We start from the raw sequence: 19,069 nt of genomic DNA, 5'->3' as shown, positions 1-19,069 counted from the left end.
GTTCCCTACAGCAGTTCCGCGAGGTCGGTGACGACGATGTCGGCGCCGTTGCGGCGCAAGTCCTCTGCCTGGCCCAGCCGGTCGATGCCCACCACATAGCCAAAGTTTCCCGCCCGGCCCGCCGCCACGCCGGACAGGGCGTCCTCGAACACCGCCGCCGCGCCGGGTTCGACCCCGAGCAGGTCGGCCGCGCGCAGGAACGAGTCCGGGGCCGGCTTTCCGGCGAGGTTTTCCTCTTTCAAGGTCACGCCGTCCACGACCTGCTGGACGAACCGGTCGAGGCCGGTGATCTTCAGTACGTCTCGGGTGTTGGCGCTGGAGGAAACCACCGCCACGGCCAGACCGGCATCGGCGACCGCCTCCAGATAGCGCTGGGAACCGTCGAACACCTCGACGCCGTCTTTGTGCAGCGTCTGCTGAAACACTTCGTTTTTACGGTTGCCCAGGCCGCAAACGGTTTCCGCGTCGGGCGGATCGTCCGGGCTGCCTTCGGGCAGTTCGATACCGCGGCTGGCCAGAAACGAGCGGACCCCGTCTTCGCGTTTCTTGCCGTCGACATATTGCCGGTAGTCCGCGGCGGGATCGAACGGCACGAACTTTTCGCCGGTGCGGTCGGCGCGTTGGCGAAGATAGTCGTCGAACATGGCCTTCCAGGCCTTGGTGTGCACGCTGGCGGTGTCCGTCAGCACACCGTCAAGGTCGAACAGACACGCGTGCACCGTATCTGGCAGACCCAGCACAGGCCACCTCGCTTCCGGCTGAGGGCAATCACGGCGATACCACTTCACCATGCCATGCATCGCCAGGCGGCGCTTTCGCGTGCACGAGTGCAAGTCGATGCTTGTGGCGCGGTCGGGTGCCCGTGTCGCACCTAGACTGAGCCGGTGGAATCCGCATCATCTCGGCCCGTGCTGGTGGTCGACTTCGGTGCGCAGTATGCCCAGTTGATCGCCCGACGGGTGCGCGAAGCGCACGTGTTCTCCGAGGTCATCCCGCACACCACGACAGTCGCAGAAATCAAGGCGCGCGACCCCCAGGCGATCGTGCTCTCCGGCGGACCGGCCAGCGTCTACGCCGAGCGCGCCCCGCGGCTCGACCCGGCGCTTTTTGACCTGAACGTCCCGGTGTTCGGTATCTGCTACGGCTTTCAGGCCATGGCGCAGACCCTCGGCGGGACCGTCGCGCGTACCGGCACCAGTGAGTACGGCCGCACCGAGCTGACCGTCACCGGCGGCGATCTCCATGCCGACTTGCCCGCCACCCAGCCCGTGTGGATGAGCCACGGTGATTCCGTCATCGCAGCACCCCAGGGATTCGCGGTGGTGGCCACCAGCGTGGGTTCTCCGGTGGCCGCGTTCGAGGACCGCGCCCGACGCCTTGCCGGGGTGCAATACCACCCCGAGGTGATGCACAGCCCGCATGGGCAGCAGGTACTTAGCCGGTTTCTGCACGAGTTCGCCGGCATCGGCGCGGACTGGACGCCCGCCAACATCGCTGACACGCTCGTCGAACAGGTGCGGGGCCAGATCGGTACGGGGCATGCGATCTGCGGCCTGTCCGGCGGGGTGGATTCGGCCGTGGCCGCCGCACTGGTGCAGCGCGCTATCGGTGACCGGCTGACCTGCGTGTTCGTCGACCATGGGCTGCTGCGCGCCGGAGAACGCGCACAGGTGCAACGCGATTTTGTCGCCGCCACCGGCGCCAACCTCGTCACCGTCGACGCGGCGGCGACCTTCCTTGCGGCGCTGACCGGGGTGACCAGCCCCGAGGGGAAGCGCAAGATCATCGGCCGGCAATTCATCCGGGCCTTCGAGGGCGCGGTGCGAGACGTGGTATCCCGTGATACCGAGGTCGAGTTCTTGGTGCAGGGCACTCTGTATCCGGACGTGGTGGAGTCCGGTGGCGGCAGCGGCACGGCGAACATCAAAAGCCATCACAACGTCGGCGGGCTGCCCGGCGACTTGAAGTTCAAGCTTGTCGAACCGCTGCGGCTGCTGTTCAAAGACGAGGTGCGCGCGGTGGGCCGGGAGCTGGGGTTGCCGGAGGAAATCGTTTCGCGCCAACCTTTTCCGGGTCCGGGTCTGGCGGTTCGGATCGTCGGTGAGGTTACGGCGGCGCGGCTGGACATCCTGCGGCGTGCTGATGCGATCGCGCGTGAGGAGCTCTCTGCGGCGGGTCTGGACAGCCAGATCTGGCAGTGCCCGGTGGTGCTGCTGGCCGACATCCGCTCGGTTGGGGTGCAGGGCGATGACCGGACCTACGGGCACCCGATCGTGTTGCGCCCGGTGTCGAGCGAGGACGCCATGACCGCCGACTGGACCCGGGTGCCCTACGACGTGCTGGAGCGCATCTCCACCCGGATCACCAACGAGGTCGCCGAGGTCAATCGCGTGGTGCTGGACATCACCAGCAAGCCGCCGGCCACCATCGAATGGGAGTAGCGGGCTTTGAGCGATACCCAACCAGTTGGCTTCAGCCCCGGGCGAATCCGCGCGCCGTGCCGGCCCACCGCAACACCATTTGCCTCACCTGTATCGATGGCATAAAGCGGCCCCTTTTGTTGCTTGACGGTTGTCGGTGGGCAGGTGTTGACTCACGGATGATCGAACATATATTCGAGAACCGGTGAGTTACCTATGACAGCGGTTGCAGTTCAAGACCGCGCTGAGCAGCTGAAACTGCTGCGTCGGCAGATGGCGGCGGTGTCTGGGAAGGGCGAGTCGAGGGACTTGCTGCCGGAGTCGGAAACCACGCTTCCTCTCCCGCGGCTGCTGGCCGAGACGCTGCCCGGCGCGCTGCCGCGTGGAACGGTCGCGGTGGTCTCGGGAGCCCGGTCGCTACTGCTGGGCATGGTGGCCGCGGTGACGGCTGCCGGCGGGAACGCGGCGATCGTGGGCCAGCCGGACATCGGTTTGCTGGCCGCGGTGGAGATGGGGACGGACCTGAGCCGGCTCGCGGTGATCCCCGATCCCGGGACCGATCCGGTGGAGATCGCCGCGGTGCTCATGGACGGGATGGACCTGGTTGTCCTCGGCCTAGCTGGACGCTCGGTGCCGCTGACCCGGGCACGGGCGGTGACGGCCCGCGCCCGTCAGAAAGACTGCACCCTGCTGGTCACCGACGGCGATTGGCACGGGGCGTCGATGCGACTGGAGGCCCGGGTCTGTGGTTACGAAACCACCTGTGGCACAGCCACTCCCGGATTCGGACGGATCAGCAGGGTCCTGCTCGACGTGCACACCCGGGGCCGCGCGATCAGGGCGCGGACGGGGTGAGGCGGGCCGGTGTCCTCCCGGGTGCTGGCGATCTGGTGCATGGACTGGCCTGCGGTCGCCGCGGCGGCGGCCGCAGGCCTACCCGCGACGGCCCCGGTCGCGGTCGCCCTGGCCAACCGGGTGATCGCCTGCTCGTCGGCGGCCCGGTCGGCGGGGGTGGTGCGCGGCCTGCGGCGGCGGGAGGCGGCGGCCCGCTGCCCGCAACTACACGTGGTAACCGCGGACACCGACCGCGATGCCCGCTTGTTCGAGCGGGTGATCGCGGCGGTGGACGATCTGGTGCCCGGCGCCGAGGTGCTGCGGCCTGGGTTGGTGGTGTTATCGGTGCGCGGGGCGGCCCGCTATTTCGGTTCCGAGCAGCAGGCGGCCGAGCGGTTGACCGACGCGGTGGCCGCGGCCGGCGCCGAGTGTCAGGTCGGCGTCGCCGACCAGTTGTCCACCGCGGTCTTCGCCGCGCGGGCGGGCCGGATCGTGGAGCCGGGACAAGACGCGCGGTTTTTGTCGGCGCTGTCGATCCGTCAACTGGCCACCGAGCCCAGTCTGTCCGGCCCGGGCCGCGAAGAACTGGTGGACCTGTTGTGGCGGATGGGAATTCGCACCATCGGGCAGTTCGCCGCGCTGCCGCGTACCGACGTGGCATCCCGGTTCGGCGCCGACGCGGTGGCCGCGCACCGATTCGCCCGCGGAGAGCCGGAGCGCGCTCCGTGCGGGCGTGAACCGCCCCCCGGACCTCGACGCCGTGCTGCACTGCGATCCGCCGATCGAGCGGGTCGATGCCGCGGCATTCGCCGGGCGCTCGCTGGCCGCCACACTGCACCAGACGTTGATGGCTGCCGGGATGGGCTGCACCCGGCTGGCCATCCATGCCGTCACCACCAACGGCGAAGAGCTGCAACGGGTGTGGCGGTGTGCCGAGCCGCTGACCGACGATGCCACCGCCGATCGGGTGCGCTGGCAGCTTGACGGGTGGCTGAACAACCGGACCGCCGGCGAGCGGCCGACCGCGCCGGTGACGCTGCTGCGGCTGCGGCCAATCGAGGTGGTGTCCGCCGAGGCGCTGCAGTTGCCGTTATGGGGCGGTCTCGGTGAGGAAGACAGGATGCGGGCGCGCCGGGCCCCTGGTGCGGGTGCAGGGCCTGCTCGGCCCGGAGGCGGTGCAGGTGCCGGTGCTGTCCGGGGGTCGCGGGCCCGCCGAACGCATCACGCTGACACCGCTGGGCGACGAGCCGGTGGCCCGGGCCGACCCACGCCGGCCATGGCCCGGTCAGCTGCCCGAGCCGTCGCCGACGGTGCTGCTCGACGATCCGGTGGAACTGCTTGACGCCCAGGGAAATCCGGTGCGGGTGACCAGCCGGGGGCTGTTCTCGGCTGATCCGGCACGGTTGACCGCTCACGGTCGTGACGACAGGCTGCGGTGGTGGGCCGGACCCTGGCCCGTCGACGAGCGGTGGTGGGATCCAGAGCAGACCCGGGGCCGCACCGCCCGTGCCCAGGTGCTGTTGGAGAGTGAGCGCGCGCTGCTGCTGTGCTACCGCCAAAGGCGTTGGTACCTGGAAGGAATCTACGAATAGCCGGATCGAGATTCCACGGCGCAGCTCAAGGCCGGTCCCGTCGCACCGAACGTGTAGCCATGGCGGAAAATCGCGAAAATCCCGCCATCAGTGCACGTTCGGCGTCAGCCGAGCTGTCGTGCGAACAGACTCACCCGGTCGATGAACCGGTCGAAGAACTTCGTCGGATCGACACCAATACCGATGAGTGCGTTAGGTTTTCGGCCCCAGCTACCCGACCAGTCGGTCACCGTCATACCGCGGGTCAGTGTTCCGGTCAACTCGACGTCGACCGTGGCCGGCTGTGTCCGTATCAAGCCGGGGTCCAGCGCGACCGCGGCCGCCAGCGGATCGTGCAGGTGCGCCACATAGCCGTGGCCCTGGTCTACGTGGGCCTCGAAGTAGAACCGCATCGCGTCTTCGATCACCCGGATCAGCGGGTTGGATGCCGACGAACGGAGGCCACGTCGGTCGTCAGGACTCATTGCCGTGGTCGTCGAGTCCGCGGCGGCCGCCAGCCTGGCCAAGGTCTCGGGCGTCATCACGATATGCCGGGTCAAGTCCAATCCGCACAGGATCGGAAGTTGCTGCGGCTCAACGCACCAGCCAGCGAAGACCTCGGCCGCGGCCTCGGGGTCCACCTTGATGTTCCACTCGGCCACCGGATTGGTGTTGCCGCGGTAGTCGTAGGCGCCGCCCATGATCACCAGCCGGCGCAGCAGCCTCGGCAGTGCCGGCTCGGCGCGCAGGGCCAGCGCCAGGTTGGTCAGCGGCCCGGTGGCCACGCCGATCAGCTCTCCGGCGTGGGCCCGCGCGGCCCGGACCCACGCCGTCGCGGCGTCGTAGTCCGTGAGCCGGCGATCGCCAGGGGGCAACTCGGCGTACCCTAAGCCATTGGGGCCGTGAGCTTTTCCCGGCTTACTCAACGGAGAACCCAGCGGCTGGCCGGCACCCTTGGACACCGGCACGTCGTCGGCTCGGCACAGCTCGAGCAGACCGAGGTTGTTGAGGCAAACCTGGTCTACCCCAACGTTTCCTCCTGTCGAGGCAATGCCGACCAGTTCGGCGTCCGGGCTGGCCAGCAGATAGACCAGCGCGATCGCGTCGTCCACGCCGGTGTCGACGTCGGCGAAAACCGGTGACACTGCGTTCATCACGGCAACGATACCCCGGGGCCGACCAGGCCGGAGCAGGGGTGATGCTCAGCACGTCATCCAGCGCGGGTGCGGCGCAGACGACCGATGCCGGTCACTACCAGTGCAACCCCGGCACCAGCCGGACCGCCCGCTTGAGCGGTCGAGGTGCCCGCATGCGGGTGACAGCTCGGACCGGCCGCTTGGGTCGACGACGCGAGGACTCTTGCCTTGCAACCGGTTCGGGCGGTGCCAGCCCAAGCGCCGCCGGCGAATCCGGGTAGCCGAGATAGAGCTGATGCAGGACTCGCCGCGACAGCTTCGGCGCGAAGTAGTGGCCGGTCTCGGCGAGCGTGCCCAGCGGGGTGTCGATACGGGCCGGCTTCTCGATCAGTGCCCGCACCACCATCGCCGCCGCGTGCTCGGCGCTGATCGGCGGCACCGGATTGAGCCGCCGCGACGGCACGATCATCGGCGTGGCCACCAGCGGCATGTGGATGTTGGTGAACGTGATGTGGTCTGACAGCGTCTCGGAAGCGACCACCTCCGAAAAGGCGTCCAGCGCGGCCTTGCTCGGCAGGTAGGCGCTGTACTTGGGACTGCGGGCCTGCACACCTCCGCTGGAGACGTTGACGACGTGGCCGAACCGGCGTTCGCGCCAGTGCGGCAGCAGCGCCAACACCATCCGCACCGCGCCGAAGTAGTTGACCGCCATCATCCGCTCGTAGTCGTGCATCCGGTCGCATGCGTTGACCACCGAGCGGCGGATCGACCGGCCGGCGTTGTTGACCAGGTAGTCGACGTGGTCGAAGCGGCCCAAGATGTCCTTGACGGTGTGCTCCACCGACGCGGCATCGGTGACATCGCAGGTGAAGGCGTACGCTTGGCCTCCGGCCGCGCGGATCTCGGCGACCAGCTCGTCGAGCGCCTCGGCGTTGCGGGCCAGCGCGAACACCGTCGCACCCCGTGCCGCCACCGCGATCGCCGAGGCCCGGCCGATCCCGCTGGACGCCCCGGTGATGATGACGTGCCGGCCCACCAGCGGTCCGTCCGGGTCGCCTCGACGGGCCCGGTCCGGGTCGAGATGCTCAGCCCAGTACCGCCACAGCTTAGGCGCGTATGTCGCAAACTCGGGCACTTCGATACCGCTGTCGCGCAACACCTTCCGTGTCTCGTCGGAGATGAAGGTGGGTTTCAGGTCGACGACGTCGAGGACCTCGGCGGGAATACCCAACTGCGCTGCCATCATGTTGCGCACCACCTTGGCGCGACCACGGGCCTTGAGCACCGGGGTGGCGACGGAGCGCGGCAGCGACCCGCGCAGCGGCGGCAACCCGGCCGCCTCGGCAACGCCGCGGTAAATCCCGTGCAGTCCAACGGTTTTCGGTGCGGTCAGATGGAATGTCTGCCCGTCGCGGCCCTCGGCGTGCATTAATTCCACCAGCGCGTTGGCGACGTAGTCGACCGGCACGATGTTGGTGCGCCCGGTGTCCGGCAACATGATCGGGGTAAACCGCGGCAACACCGCAAGCTTCGCCAGCGCCGGAAAGAAATAGTAGGGGCCGTCGATCTTGTCCATCTCCCCGGTGCGTGAGTCGCCGACCACCACCGCCGGGCGGTACACGCGGTAACGCAGCCCCTTCGTCGAGCGGACCAGCAGCTCAGCCTCGAACTTGGTCTGGTGATAGGGCGTCGGCAGCCGCTGACCGACGTCGAAATCGGCTTCGGTGTACTCGCCAGGGAACTCGCCGGCCACCGCGATCGACGACACGTGATGCAAGGTTGCGTCGAGCCGGCGCGCCAGCTCGGTCACGGCCCGGGTGCCCTCGACATTGGCGGCCCGCTGCGCGGGCTCGTCGGCGCTGATGTCATAGACGGCAGCGCAGTGCACCACATGGTCGACGTTTCCCAGCTCGGCCACGGCGCGGTCCGTCAGGTCCAGGTTGGCCGCAATCAGGTCGCCGACGAGGGGTTTTGCCCGCTCACCCCAGTCGGCGGCCAGGTGTTCGAAGCGGCTCAGTGACGGGCGGCGCACCAGCACCCACACCTCGGCGTCCGGCCGGGTGTCCAGCAGTCGTGACACCACCCGCCGCCCGATAAACCCGGTACCGCCGGTAACGACATATCGCATGCGAGCTATCGTGGCCGGTCGCGCCCGGCAACGTCAACACCGTGTGACGGGATCGTCAGTGCTCTTAGTTGAACTGGCGGATGCCGTCCCAATCGACCAGTGTCCAGCCGGTTGCCGGGCTGCCGGTCAGCACCACCTTGCCGATGTTGGGCAGCGGATGCTCGGTCATCAGGCTGTTGCGGCCGTTCTTGGCATTCATCAACGTCCACACCATGATCGCGTAGCCATGCGAGAAGGCGATCGGCTTGCTGTTGCCGCTGTCGTAGATCTTCTGGACCGCCGCGCCGAACTCATTGTTGAATCGGTTGCCGTCGATCGAGCCCGGGATGGCGTCTTTGCGGTCGCCGTTGAGCCAGTCCTTCGGTGCCAGCAGATAAGTCGAGTCGGCCATTGACTGCGGCTCGCCGTCGTACCAGCCGGCGTCGATCTCCCGCAGCCCGGGCAGGACCTCCACCTGCTTGCCCAGCTCCGCGGCCAACGGTGCGGCGGTCTGTTGCGTTCGGGCCATGGTGGAGGCGTAGACCCCGTCGTAGCCGTTGCGGGCGAGTTGGTGGGCCAGCCGCTGGGCCTGGTCCTGGCCGTCGTGGCTCAGGCCGGGGCCGGGCACGGTGGTGTCGATGACCTTGTTGGCATTGTTCTCCGCCTGTGCGTGCCGGACGAAGGTCAAGGTGATGGTGCGCACGTGCGCTGTTCCCCCGGAACAGGCGCCGACGGACATGGTCGCGACGAGTACGGCCGCTGCCTTGCAGATGACGGTGCGGATGCGGTTCGCCATGGCGATAGCCTGCCTTGTCAGCGGGGTCGGCGGGAACGATTTGGTGGAATGGCCTCGGCCCTGCGGACGTGAGCGAGAGGAGGCCGTGATGGCGATCGACCCCAATGCCATCGGTGCGGTGACAGAGCCGACGCTGTTCGAGTGGACCGACCGCGACACCTTGCTGTATGCACTGGGTGTCGGCGCTGGGACCGAGGATCTGTCGTTCACCACGGAAAACAGTCACGGCATCACCCAGCAGGTGCTGCCCACCTACGCGGTGATCTGTTGTCCCGCCTTTGGCGCCGCGGCGAAGATCGGAACATTCAACTGGGCCATGCTCTTACACGGCTCGCAGACCATCCGGCTGCATCAGCCGCTGCAACCCGCGGGAAAGCTGTCCGTGGTCTCCGAGGTGGCCGACATCCAGGACAAGGGCCCGGGCAAGAACGCGATCATCGTCCTGCGCGGCCGCGGCACCGACCCCGACACCGGGACACTGGTCGCCGAAACGCTCACCACGCTGGTCATCCGCGGGGCCGGGGGCTTCGGCGGAAAGCCGGGTCAGCGCCCGGCCGCGCCGGACGTTCCCGACCGCGAGCCGGACGCGCGAATCTCGTTGCCCACGCGCGAGGATCTGCCGTTGATCTACCGGCTCTCCGGCGACCGCAACCCGCTGCACAGCGACCCCTGGTTCGCCCGGGAGATGGCCGGCTTTCCCAAGCCGATCATGCACGGGCTGTGCACCTACGGCGTGGCGGGTCGCGCGCTGGTCGCCGAGCTGGGCGGCGGCGACGCCACCAGGATCACCTCGATCGCCGCGCGGTTCACCGCGCCGGTCTTTCCCGGTGAGACGCTGACCACCTTGATCTGGCGCACCGAACCCGGCAAGGCCGTGTACCGCACCGAGGCTTGTGGCGGCGACGGCGCCGGGGAGGGGGCCGCGCGGGTGGTGCTCGACGACGGCGCGGTGGAATACCTGAGCTGATTTCGGCGCGGTGGTGTGCGGTCAGCGACGATGGCGTTCGCACTCACCGGTGCGACGGGCAGGAGACCGACCGTCCTTAGCGCCCCACCTCGACGTCCGGCGCGGTGCGGTCGCCGTAGGGCCGCCGTCGAGCCGTCTCGCGCGGGGACGAGGACGAAAAGACCTGACTACCTCACGGGCGGGGCATCGTTGGGGGCCATCTCGGCGCCGATCTTGCGGAACAGGGTCTCGGCTTCGTTGCGGTAGCGGCCCTGGGCGTCGAACGCGTCAGGACGGTAGGTCACCGCGACCGCGATCGCGATCTTTTGCGACGGAAGGTAGGCCTCGACGGCTGCCTGCCCGGCGAACATCGGATTTTGCAGCAGCCAATCCCCGGAGATCACGATCCCGAGCCCGTAGGTGTCGCCCGGCGCTTTACCGCGCAGGGCTGGGGAGACCATCGCCTTATAGGACTGCGCCGACAGCAGCTTGCCCGAGCCGATGCCGACCGCGGTGGCCTCCAGATCGTAGATATTGGTGGTCTGCACCGCGCCCCGCGCCATGGTCCAGGACGGGTTCCAGTACGTCGAATCTTCGTAAAATGGTGTGCCGGAAGGTATTCCAAGCGCCCTACGGCGTTCCGAGGTGAATGTGTGCAGCGTCGGAACGGGGATGTCGGGGGTGTATGAGTTGGCGGTGTTGACCAAGGCAAGCGGACCGAGCACCCTGTCGCGCAACAGTTTCGGCAGCTCCTCACCAGTGGCTTTTTCCAGCGCCAGTCCCAGCAGCACGTAGTTGGTGCGGGCGAAGTTCCAGTTGGTACCGGGTTCGTAGAGCAACGGCTTGGTGACCGCGTAGCCGAGCAGTTGCTCAGGGGTCCATTGCCGGAACGGATCGGCGGCTATCGCCGCGTTGAAGTCAGCGTTCGCGTAGTCCGGGTAGCCGGAGGTCATGCGGGCCAACTGGCCCAGGGTCACCCGGTCGGCGTTGGGGATATCGGGCAGCCATGTCGACAGTTTGTCGTCCAGACTCAGCTTCTTGTCGTCGACGAGTTTGAGCAGCAGCGTGGCGATGTAGGACGTCGCTACCGCGCCGTTCCGGAAGAACATGCTCGGCATGGCCGGCACACCGGTCATCGACTCGCCGAGTGCCTGGGTGACGATTTCCTTGCCGTCCACGGTGACACGGACGATCGCCGCCTTGAGGTGGGCCTGTGCCATCGTGTCGCCGACAATCCTCATCACCGCCCGGGCCTTGGCCGGATTTGCGGAGGCGCCCCACCACGGGGCGGCGGGTGCATTGCCTTTCGGTGAGCAGGCCAGCGCGGCCACGGCGAGAAGGCATACCACTGAACCCAGGTGCCGGGAGATGGTCATGACCGATCCTGATCTGATGTTTCGGCACTCGCGCGGATGTGGCGGGCCAGCTGCTCGGTGAACTGCACGACCTGTCGCGGGCTGTCCAGCCCGTAATGCGCTGCGGTGGGACGGTCACCGTCCTCGCCGTGGCGCACCACGATTGCGATTCCGTCGCCGCGCACCGCGTCGAATGCGTCTTCGTCGGTAATATCGTCGCCCAGGTAGATCGGCAACAACTGCCCGGGGGCCGCCTCACGGATATGGCCGAGCACCCAGTGCAGCGTCTTTCCTTTGTCCCAGTCCACGTCTGGGCGTAGCTCGATGACCTCACGCCCGGTCGTCACCCGAAGCGCGTTGCGCCGGCCGGCGGCTCGCACGGCGGCCAGCACGTCGCCGACCCGGTCGCGGGCTGCGTTGCGGTAGTGCACGGCGACACCGAATCGCTTGTGTTCCACCACGACGCCGGAGAGATCGTCAAGCTGCGCGCCAAGCTCGGCGGCCGCGCGCCGCAGCACCGGGATCGCGGTGGCCGCCTCGTCGTTTTGGTGGTGCTCGCCATCGGGTGCGGTCAGCTCGAAACCATGACTGCCCGCATACCAGATGCCCGCCAGCCCGATCCGCTGGCGCACATCGGCCAGGTCACGGCCGGACAGCACGGCAACCGGGCACTGCGCCGTCAACAACCTCAGTGCCTCGGCCGCACCCGCCGTCAGCTGGGCGGCGTCGGGATTGTCGACAATGTCTGAAAGGGTTCCGTCGAAATCGAAGAACACCACTGGCGGCCGCGCGGCCACCACGCTCAAGGCCTGCAGCCCGTCGGGCAGCTCCGACATCCGCCTATCCCCGGCGCGCACGCGGACCTCGCCGAGCCCGGTGACCACCGCGTCGGCACCGTTGCGGCGCAACTCGTCGGCGTCCGCACCGACGCCGACCACCAATGCGAATCCGCCGGCCCGGGCGGCCGCGACAGCGGGTCCGGTCGCCGCGACGACCACGCACCGGCCCGGGCGCGCTCCCAGCCGGTCGGCGGCGTCGACGAACGTGGTGGCCTCGGGCGGTCCGGCTACGTCGCCGGCGCGCAGGCCGACGTCGCCCAGCCGGCGTCGCAGCGCCGCCATGGCGTCGGTCGCCAGATTGTCGAGGTCGAACAGCACTGCGTCGTGACGACGCGGGTCGATGATGACCGGCATTGACCGCCTTCCGTGGTGAACGCTTCGCTGGCCACGCTAGTCACGCCGGTGCGGTCAGCATCGCCCCGGCCATTATTATTCGAACATTAGTTCGATATACTGCCGGGCATGGGCTGGGGCAACGGGCCGCCCAGTTGGGCGGAGATGGAGCGGGTGCTCGACGGCAAGCCGCGCCGGGCCGGCGCGCCGGTGGCCGCCGCGCCGGCCGACGACGCCCCGTCGTCGCGGCGGCGCGGGCGATACCAGCCGCCTGCTGAGCCCCGGCCGGGGCGTTCGTCGGTCGGCTACGCCGAATTGCATACGCATTCGGCGTTCAGCTTCCTCGACGGGGCCAGCACACCCGAGGAGCTGGTCGAAGAGGCTGCGCGGCTGGATCTGCGCGCCATCGCGCTGACCGATCACAACGGCCTCTACGGCGCGGTCCGATTCGCCGAAGCAGCCGCAGAACTAGGCGTGGCTACCGTGTTCGGCGCCGAACTGTCCTTGGGGGCCGGTGCCCGCACCGACGAGCCGGATCCGCCGGGCCCGCACCTGCTGGTGCTGGCCCGCGGTCCGGAAGGCTATCGACGATTGTCACGGCAGCTGGCCGCGGCGCACCTGGCCGGCGGCGAGAAAGGCAAGCCGCGCTTCGACTTCGATGCACTGACCGACGCGGCGGGCGGTCATTGGCACATCTTGACCGGTTGCCGCAAAGGCCATGTGCGCCAGGCGCTTTCCGACGGTGGGCCGGAAGCAGCGGCGAAGGCGCTGGCCGACCTGGTGGACCGGTTCGGGACAGAGCGGGTCAGCGTCGAGTTGACCCACCATGGCCAGCCCGTCGACGACGAACGCAACGCCGCACTGGCGGCGCTCGCCGGGAGGTTCGGTGTCGGCGTGGTCGCCACCACCGGCGCGCATTTCGCTGCGCCGTCGCGTGCCCGGCTGGCGATGGCCATGGGCGCGATCCGGGCCCGCCAATCCCTGGACGAGGCCGCCGGGTGGCTGGCTCCGCGGGGCGGCTCACACCTGCGCTCCGGGGAAGAGGTGGCCCGGCTGTTCGCGTGGTGCCCCGAGGCGGTGACCGCCGCGGCGGAACTCGGCGAGCAGTGCGCTTTCGGGCTGGCGCTGATCGCTCCGCAGCTGCCGCCGTTCGACGTTCCAGCCGGGCATACCGAAGACAGCTGGCTGCGCGAGCTGACACTCACCGGCGCCCGGGACCGCTACGGGCCGCCGGAAAAAGCACGTCAGGCCTACGCGCAGATCGAGCACGAGCTGAATGTCATTGCCCAGCTGAAGTTTCCGGGTTATTTCCTGGTGGTCTACGACATCACCCGGTTCTGCCGGGAAAACAACATCTTATGCCAGGGCAGGGGATCGGCGGCCAACTCCGCGGTCTGCTACGCCCTGGGTATTACCGCCGTTGATCCGGTGGCCAACGAGCTGCTGTTCGAGCGTTTTCTGTCGCCCGCCCGTGACGGACCGCCCGACATCGACATCGACATCGAGTCCGACCAGCGCGAAAAGGTCATCCAGTACGTCTACGACAAATACGGCCGGGACTATGCCGCGCAGGTCGCCAACGTGATCACCTACCGTGGCCGGATCGCGGTGCGCGACATGGCCCGTGCCCTGGGCTTTTCGCAGGGCCAGCAGGACGCGTGGAGCAAGCAGATCAGCCACTGGGACGGGCTCGCCGATTCCCCCGATATCGAAGGCATCCCCGAGCAGGTGATCGAGTTGGCCACCCAGATCGCCAACCTGCCGCGGCACATGGGGATTCACTCCGGCGGCATGGTGATCTGCGACCGCCCGATCGCCGACGTGTGCCCGGTGGAGTGGGCGCGCATGCAAAACCGTAGCGTGTTGCAGTGGGACAAAGATGACTGCGCGGCAATCGGTTTGGTGAAATTCGATCTGCTTGGGCTGGGCATGCTCTCCGCGCTGCACTACGCCATCGACCTGGTGGCCGAACACAAAGGCATCGACGTGGACCTGGCCAAGCTCGATCTCTCCGAGCCGGCGGTTTATGAGATGCTGGCACGTGCCGATTCCGTCGGGGTGTTCCAGGTGGAGTCGCGCGCGCAGATGGCCACCCTGCCACGGCTGCGGCCGCGGGTGTTCTACGACCTGGTGGTCGAAGTCGCGCTGATCCGTCCCGGGCCTATCCAGGGCGGCTCGGTACATCCCTACATCCGGCGGCGCAACGGCATCGACCCGGTGGTCTACGACCACCCGTCGATGGAGTCCGCGCTGCGAAAAACGTTGGGGGTGCCGCTGTTTCAGGAGCAGTTGATGCAGCTGGCGGTCGACTGCGCCGGGTTTTCCGCTGCTGAGGCCGACCAGCTGCGCCGGGCCATGGGTTCCAAGCGCTCCGCCGAACGGATGCGACGGCTGCGCGGCCGGTTTTACGACGGTATGCGCGCGCTGCACGGCGCACCCGACGAGGTGATCGACCGGGTGTACGAAAAGCTGGAAGCGTTCGCCAATTTCGGTTTCCCGGAAAGCCACGCGCTCTCCTTCGCGTCGCTGGTGTTCTACTCGGCGTGGTTCAAGCTGCACCACCCGGCGGCGTTCTGCGCCGCGCTGCTGCGCGCCCAGCCGATGGGCTTCTACTCACCGCAGTCGCTGGTGGCCGATGCTCGCAGGCACGGCGTGGTGGTGCACGGCCCCGACGTCAACGCCAGCCTGGCCCACGCCACGCTGGAGAACGCGGGCACCGAGGTCCGGCTCGGGTTGGCCGGTGTGCGCCATATCGGAGAAGGCTTGGCCGAGAACATGGTCGAGGAGCGAAAAGCCAACGGCCCGTTCACTTCTCTGCTGGATTTGACCTCACGGGTGCAGCTTTCGGTGCCGCAGGCCGAGGCGCTGGCCACCGCGGGAGCGCTGAGCTGCTTCGGGCTGTCCCGGCGCGAGGCGCTGTGGGCGGCCGGGGCCGCCGCCACCCAACGACCGGACCGCTTGCCCGGTGTCGGGTCGTCGTCGCACATTCCGACGCTGCCGGGAATGAGCGAGCTGGAGCTGGCCGCCGCCGACGTGTGGGCCACCGGCATCTCCAGCGACAGTTACCCCACCCAGTTCCTGCGGGCGGACCTGGACGCGCTGGGCGTGCTGCCCGCCGAAAAGCTGTTGAGTGTGCCCGACGGCGATCGGGTGCTGATCGCCGGGGCGGTGACCCATCGGCAGCGGCCGGCGACGGCGCAGGGGGTGACGTTCGTCAACCTCGAGGATGAGACCGGGATGGTCAATGTGCTGTGCACACCGGGGGTCTGGGCGCGGCACCGCAAGCTGGCGCAGACCGCGGCGGCACTGCTGGTCCGCGGTCGGGTCCAAAACGCCAGCGGCGCGGTCACCGTTGTGGCGGAACGGTTGGCGAAACTCACCTTGAGGGTCGGCTCGAAGTCGCGCGACTTCCGCTGACGCCACCGCAGCTCAATACGGGGCGGCCGCGTTTGCTTTGGCCCAGGCCAGCTCCGCCTCGGATTTTGCCGGCGGCGGGATCAACCCGTTGATCATCCACAGATCTTCGCTGGTCTCGTCGACGTGAAACTCCCAATGCAGATCGGCCTTGTCTTTCAGATACGGCTGCAGCATGTCGTTGATCCATCGCGCGGTGCGCCGTCGACTGGCCTGGTCGGGATTGTGCCGGGCGATGTGATCGATGACGATGCGAACGCCGACCGGGACCTGCTCGCCGCCGACATAAAAGTCCTCGGGCCGGGTTTCGTTGAACACCGTTACGACATAAAACCGCGGAAGCCCCACCCGCTCATAGTGTTCGGTGATCCAGGCGGCCAGCTGGCGCTTCTCCTCGCCGGTGAAGGTTCCGGGCGTGTGGTAAATCGTCCAGAGCGGCACGGTGATAACGCTCCTGTCGGTCAGCGGGCCAGCGCGAAGGTCAGGTTCTCCACCGGACCTGACAGCGCGGCTTTTGCGGCAACGGTGACATCGTCCGCGAGCACCTCGACGGCGCCGTCTTCCAACGCGTCGATGATGCGCTCGGCCACTACGTGCGGTGGAGTCTTCGGCAAGTTGATGTCGGCCACCATGGCGGTGTCGATGAAACCCGCGTGAACCCCGAGCACCTGGGTGTTCTGCTGCTTCAGCTCGGCACGCAACGAGTTGGTGAGCGACCACGCCGCCGCCTTGGAGGCGCCGTAGGCGCCGCTGCCGCCGAGCCAGGACAGCACGGAGTGGACGTTGACGATCGCGCCGCCGCCGTTGCGGGCCAGGATCGGGGCGAACGCGCGCACTACCCGCAGCGGGCCGAACACGTTGACGTCGAACGTGGCGTCGACGTCCTCCATGCGTCCGGTCAGCAGCGAGTCGGGCAAGAGGATGCCGGCATTGTTGATCACGATCTCGGCGTCGCCCGCCTCGTCGGCGAGTGCTGCGACCGAATCCTGCGAGCGCACTTCGAGCTCGCGCGTCACCACACCCGGACGCGTATCCGAATAGGCTTCCCGCGCAGTGGAATACACCTTCCGGGCGCCTCGCTGGCGTACCTCGTCGACCAGCGCCGAGCCCAGACCGCGCCGGCCGCCGGTCACCACCACCACCTTGTCCGCTACCGCAACCATTCTTCCGACCCTTTCTCTGACTAACGACAACGTTAGCTAGATCAAAGCACGACTAGCTGAGTAATGCAAACGTTAGTTATGCTGACGGGGTGGCGATGCAGTTCGAGAAGCGGTTGCAGGACCGCGGCAGGTGGAAGCCGGACGCCTGCTCCGCGGCAAAGGTCTTGGATCTGCTCAGTACCAAGACGAGTTTCTTGGTCGTCCGCGAGTGCTTCTACGGCACGACTCGCTTCGAGGATTTCGTCGATCGGGTCGGGGCGTCGGCCCCCGCGATCTCGCGGGCACTCAAGCAGTTGGAGTCGGCGGGGATCATCAGCCGCCTGCCGTATCGGGAACCGGGCCAGCGGGCTCGCGACGAGTACAGGTTGACCGCGGCGGGCGAGGATCTGCTGCCGGTGTTCCTCGCCCTGGTGCAATGGGGGGACACCCACCTGCAAAACGGCCGCGGCCCACTGGCATTCGTCGACGCGGACAGCGGCCGCGAGGTCCGCGTCTGCGTCACTCCCGACGGTGATCGCGCGCCGTCGCGATCGAGCGACATCCAGATCCGGGCCAACGCCCAACGCGAGGGTGCATAGAATGGCTCGCCAGGAAAAGCGCCTAACCGGTCGGCGTCGTCCACACCCGGGTTGGGTTGATCTTCAGTCGGGTGCTGTAGGCACCGAGTGCATCGGTCAAGCCGAACGCCGCGGCGTCCTCGCTGTACTTGGCCCAATACGGCCCGTCCTCGCGGCCGTCGACTTCCGTCGCGTCCACCCTTGCGGTTCCTCCGACGACGATGATGCCCCCGCCGTTGCCGTCGGAGTCCAGGTTCAGGCTGACCCGCGGATGCGCCTTGATGTGCGCGATCTTGCCGGCCTGCGGCATGGAGTACACGGTCAGCTCGGCGCCGTCGAAGTAGAACCACACCAGCCGCGGCACCGGCTGGCCCGACTTCGCGACGGTGGTGAGCCATCCATAATGGTCGGTCCGCAGTCGTTCGGAAACCTCTTGCGTCAGTTCGATAGGCATGCCGTGACTGTAGTCTTCGCCCATGACCTTGAACCTGTCCGTCGATGAAGTCCTCACCACCACCCGTTCGGTACGCAAACGCCTCGACTTCAACAGGCCGGTGCCGCGCGAGGTGCTGACGGAATGCCTGGAACTGGCGCTGCAGGCACCCACCGGCTCCAACGCGCAGGGTTGGCAGTGGGTGTTCGTCACCGATGCCGACAAGAAGAAGGCGATCGCCGAGATCTACCTCAGCAACGCACGCGGGTATCTCAGCCTGCCGCCACCGCACTATCCCGAAGGCGACACCCGTGGCGAGCGCATGCCCCGCGTCCGCGAGTCGGCAACCTACCTCGCCGAGCACATGCACGAGGCGCCGGTGTTGCTGATTCCGTGCCTGCAGGGACGGGTGGAAAGCGAACCGCAGCTGAGCTCGTCGTTTTGGGCATCGCTGTTCCCGGCGGTGTGGAGTTTCTGCCTGGCGCTACGCTCCCGGGGCCTGGGTTCGTGCTGGACGACGCTGCATCTGCTCGGCGACGGCGAAAAGCGGGCCGCCGACGTGCTCGGCATTCCCTACGACGAGTACAGCCAGGGAGCGCTGCTTCCGATCGCCTACACCAAGGGCACCGACTTCAAGCCTGCCAAGCGCCTGCCCGCCCAGGCCGTCACGCACTGGGACACCTGGTGACTAGTGTGCGCCGGCGAAGCCGTGCTGGCGCCACGCCTCGTAGACGGCGACCGCGGCGGCATTGGACAGGTTCAATGACCGCCGCCCGGGCAGCATCGGTATGCGCACCCGCTCCGTGATGTGCGCGTCGGCCAAGGTTGCGGCATCCAGCCCGGTGGGTTCGGGCCCGAACATCAACACGTCGCCGCTCTGGTAGCTGATCTGGGTGAACAGCGTGGTGGCATGGGCGGTGAACGCGAACACCCGCTGCGGCCGCAGCGCAGCCCACGCGGCGTCCAGGCACGGATGCACGCACACCGACGCCAGGTCGTGGTAGTCCAAGCCGGCGCGGCGCAGCTTGGGCTCGGACAGGTCGAATCCCAGCGGCTCCACCAAATGCAGTTCGGCGCCGGTGGCCGCGACCATGCGGATCGCGTTGCCGGTGTTAGGCGCGATGCGCGGCGAGACGAACATCAGTTTGAACACAACACTGCTAGC

16 protein-coding genes and 1 pseudogene are annotated in these 19,069 nt (G+C 67.9%); 7 read left to right on the top strand and 10 right to left on the bottom strand.

Annotation, left to right across the window (positions count from 1 at the left end):
• Positions 1–5: 5 nt before the first annotated feature.
• Positions 6–791: a beta-phosphoglucomutase family hydrolase gene (locus MHEC_RS19200; RefSeq protein ID WP_071700507.1), complete on the bottom strand. Its 786-nt coding sequence runs from the start codon at positions 789–791 to the stop codon at positions 6–8.
• A 93-nt stretch (positions 792–884) separates the two neighbouring features.
• On the opposite strand from MHEC_RS19200, the gene guaA reads away from it, so the two are divergent.
• The 3 genes and pseudogenes from guaA (at position 885) to MHEC_RS19185 (ending at position 4,846) form a co-directional block, all read left to right on the top strand.
• The gene (guaA, locus tag MHEC_RS19195; protein ID WP_048893262.1) at positions 885–2,441 is read left to right on the top strand and encodes a glutamine-hydrolyzing GMP synthase; all 1,557 of its coding nucleotides are present in this window, start codon (positions 885–887) and stop codon (positions 2,439–2,441) included.
• A gap of 195 nt (positions 2,442–2,636) precedes the next feature.
• Positions 2,637–3,275: a hypothetical protein gene (locus MHEC_RS19190; protein WP_048893263.1), complete on the top strand. Its 639-nt coding sequence runs from the start codon at positions 2,637–2,639 to the stop codon at positions 3,273–3,275.
• 39 nt (positions 3,276–3,314) lie between these two features.
• Positions 3,315–4,846, top strand: a pseudogene (locus MHEC_RS19185) (DNA polymerase Y family protein).
• A 104-nt stretch (positions 4,847–4,950) separates the two neighbouring features.
• On the opposite strand, the gene MHEC_RS19180 reads toward MHEC_RS19185, so the two are convergent.
• The 3 genes from MHEC_RS19180 to MHEC_RS19170 form a co-directional block, all read right to left on the bottom strand.
• Positions 4,951–5,979 (bottom strand): nucleoside hydrolase, encoded by a 1,029-nt coding sequence (locus MHEC_RS19180; RefSeq protein ID WP_048893264.1) that lies wholly within the window; start codon positions 5,977–5,979, stop codon positions 4,951–4,953.
• Between the two features lie 97 nt (positions 5,980–6,076).
• Positions 6,077–8,089 carry an SDR family oxidoreductase gene (locus MHEC_RS19175; protein ID WP_048893265.1) on the bottom strand — a complete coding sequence of 671 codons (2,013 nt, stop codon included), beginning with the start codon at positions 8,087–8,089 and terminating at the stop codon, positions 6,077–6,079.
• 64 nt (positions 8,090–8,153) lie between these two features.
• Positions 8,154–8,864, bottom strand: coding sequence for a histidine phosphatase family protein (locus MHEC_RS19170; protein WP_048893266.1), 711 nt, complete (start codon positions 8,862–8,864; stop codon positions 8,154–8,156).
• A gap of 88 nt (positions 8,865–8,952) precedes the next feature.
• On the opposite strand from MHEC_RS19170, the gene MHEC_RS19165 reads away from it, so the two are divergent.
• A complete protein-coding gene (locus MHEC_RS19165; protein ID WP_048893276.1) occupies positions 8,953–9,831 on the top strand; it encodes a MaoC/PaaZ C-terminal domain-containing protein in 879 nt (292 codons plus the stop codon).
• A gap of 167 nt (positions 9,832–9,998) precedes the next feature.
• On the opposite strand, the gene MHEC_RS19160 is transcribed toward MHEC_RS19165, so the two are convergent.
• Together MHEC_RS19160 and otsB are read right to left on the bottom strand one after the other, a co-directional pair.
• Positions 9,999–11,186, bottom strand: a complete 1,188-nt coding sequence (locus MHEC_RS19160; protein WP_048893267.1) for a serine hydrolase domain-containing protein — start codon at positions 11,184–11,186, stop codon at positions 9,999–10,001.
• Positions 11,183–12,358 carry a trehalose-phosphatase gene (otsB, locus tag MHEC_RS19155; RefSeq protein WP_048893268.1) on the bottom strand — a complete coding sequence of 392 codons (1,176 nt, stop codon included), beginning with the start codon at positions 12,356–12,358 and terminating at the stop codon, positions 11,183–11,185. The genes MHEC_RS19160 and otsB overlap by 4 nt, the downstream gene beginning before the upstream one ends.
• A 108-nt stretch (positions 12,359–12,466) precedes the next feature.
• On the opposite strand from otsB, the gene MHEC_RS19150 reads away from it, so the two are divergent.
• Complete coding sequence (locus MHEC_RS19150) at positions 12,467–15,754, top strand: error-prone DNA polymerase (protein WP_048893269.1); 3,288 nt, start codon at positions 12,467–12,469, stop codon at positions 15,752–15,754.
• A gap of 12 nt (positions 15,755–15,766) precedes the next feature.
• Here MHEC_RS19150 and MHEC_RS19145 read toward each other — a convergent pair whose 3' ends face one another.
• Both MHEC_RS19145 and MHEC_RS19140 read right to left on the bottom strand, forming a co-directional pair.
• Entirely contained in the window at positions 15,767–16,192 is a 426-nt protein-coding gene (locus MHEC_RS19145; RefSeq protein WP_048893270.1) for a tautomerase family protein, read from the bottom strand.
• 20 nt (positions 16,193–16,212) lie between these two features.
• Complete coding sequence (locus tag MHEC_RS19140; RefSeq protein WP_048893271.1) at positions 16,213–16,914, bottom strand: SDR family oxidoreductase; 702 nt, start codon at positions 16,912–16,914, stop codon at positions 16,213–16,215.
• A gap of 95 nt (positions 16,915–17,009) precedes the next feature.
• On the opposite strand from MHEC_RS19140, the gene MHEC_RS19135 reads away from it, so the two are divergent.
• Positions 17,010–17,492, top strand: coding sequence for a winged helix-turn-helix transcriptional regulator (locus MHEC_RS19135; protein WP_048893277.1), 483 nt, complete (start codon positions 17,010–17,012; stop codon positions 17,490–17,492).
• A gap of 22 nt (positions 17,493–17,514) precedes the next feature.
• Here MHEC_RS19135 and MHEC_RS19130 read toward each other — a convergent pair whose 3' ends face one another.
• On the bottom strand, positions 17,515–17,925 hold the full coding sequence (locus tag MHEC_RS19130; RefSeq protein ID WP_048893278.1) for a TIGR03667 family PPOX class F420-dependent oxidoreductase: 411 nt from the start codon (positions 17,923–17,925) through the stop codon (positions 17,515–17,517).
• A gap of 22 nt (positions 17,926–17,947) precedes the next feature.
• Here MHEC_RS19130 and MHEC_RS19125 point away from each other — a divergent pair, with 22 nt between their 5' ends.
• Positions 17,948–18,592, top strand: coding sequence for a nitroreductase family protein (locus tag MHEC_RS19125; protein ID WP_048893272.1), 645 nt, complete (start codon positions 17,948–17,950; stop codon positions 18,590–18,592).
• On the opposite strand, the gene MHEC_RS19120 is transcribed toward MHEC_RS19125, so the two are convergent.
• On the bottom strand, positions 18,593–19,057 hold the full coding sequence (locus MHEC_RS19120; RefSeq protein WP_048893273.1) for a tRNA (cytidine(34)-2'-O)-methyltransferase: 465 nt from the start codon (positions 19,055–19,057) through the stop codon (positions 18,593–18,595). It abuts the gene before it with no gap.
• Between the last annotated feature and the right edge of the window lie 12 nt (positions 19,058–19,069).

This window comes from Mycobacterium heckeshornense, from assembly GCF_016592155.1.
GTDB classification, from domain to species: domain Bacteria; phylum Actinomycetota; class Actinomycetes; order Mycobacteriales; family Mycobacteriaceae; genus Mycobacterium; species Mycobacterium heckeshornense.
Note: the sequence above shows the minus strand (reverse complement) of the source record. Positions and strands in the feature narration are given on the sequence as shown.

Bases quoted from the DNA above. Each gene is read 5' to 3' on its own strand.
- MHEC_RS19200 (WP_071700507.1), bottom strand. From the start codon at position 791: ATGGTGAAGTGGTATCGCCGTGATTGCCCTCAGCCGGAAGCGAGGTGG.
- MHEC_RS19190 (WP_048893263.1), top strand. From the start codon at position 2,637: ATGACAGCGGTTGCAGTTCAAGACCGCGCTGAGCAGCTGAAACTGCTG.
- MHEC_RS19180 (WP_048893264.1), bottom strand. From the start codon at position 5,979: ATGAACGCAGTGTCACCGGTTTTCGCCGACGTCGACACCGGCGTGGAC.
- MHEC_RS19175 (WP_048893265.1), bottom strand. From the start codon at position 8,089: ATGCGATATGTCGTTACCGGCGGTACCGGGTTTATCGGGCGGCGGGTG.
- MHEC_RS19170 (WP_048893266.1), bottom strand. From the start codon at position 8,864: ATGGCGAACCGCATCCGCACCGTCATCTGCAAGGCAGCGGCCGTACTC.
- MHEC_RS19165 (WP_048893276.1), top strand. From the start codon at position 8,953: ATGGCGATCGACCCCAATGCCATCGGTGCGGTGACAGAGCCGACGCTG.
- MHEC_RS19160 (WP_048893267.1), bottom strand. From the start codon at position 11,186: ATGACCATCTCCCGGCACCTGGGTTCAGTGGTATGCCTTCTCGCCGTG.
- otsB (WP_048893268.1), bottom strand. From the start codon at position 12,358: ATGCCGGTCATCATCGACCCGCGTCGTCACGACGCAGTGCTGTTCGAC.
- MHEC_RS19150 (WP_048893269.1), top strand. From the start codon at position 12,467: ATGGGCTGGGGCAACGGGCCGCCCAGTTGGGCGGAGATGGAGCGGGTG.
- MHEC_RS19140 (WP_048893271.1), bottom strand. From the start codon at position 16,914: ATGGTTGCGGTAGCGGACAAGGTGGTGGTGGTGACCGGCGGCCGGCGC.
- MHEC_RS19135 (WP_048893277.1), top strand. From the start codon at position 17,010: ATGCAGTTCGAGAAGCGGTTGCAGGACCGCGGCAGGTGGAAGCCGGAC.
- MHEC_RS19130 (WP_048893278.1), bottom strand. From the start codon at position 17,925: ATGCCTATCGAACTGACGCAAGAGGTTTCCGAACGACTGCGGACCGAC.
- MHEC_RS19125 (WP_048893272.1), top strand. From the start codon at position 17,948: ATGACCTTGAACCTGTCCGTCGATGAAGTCCTCACCACCACCCGTTCG.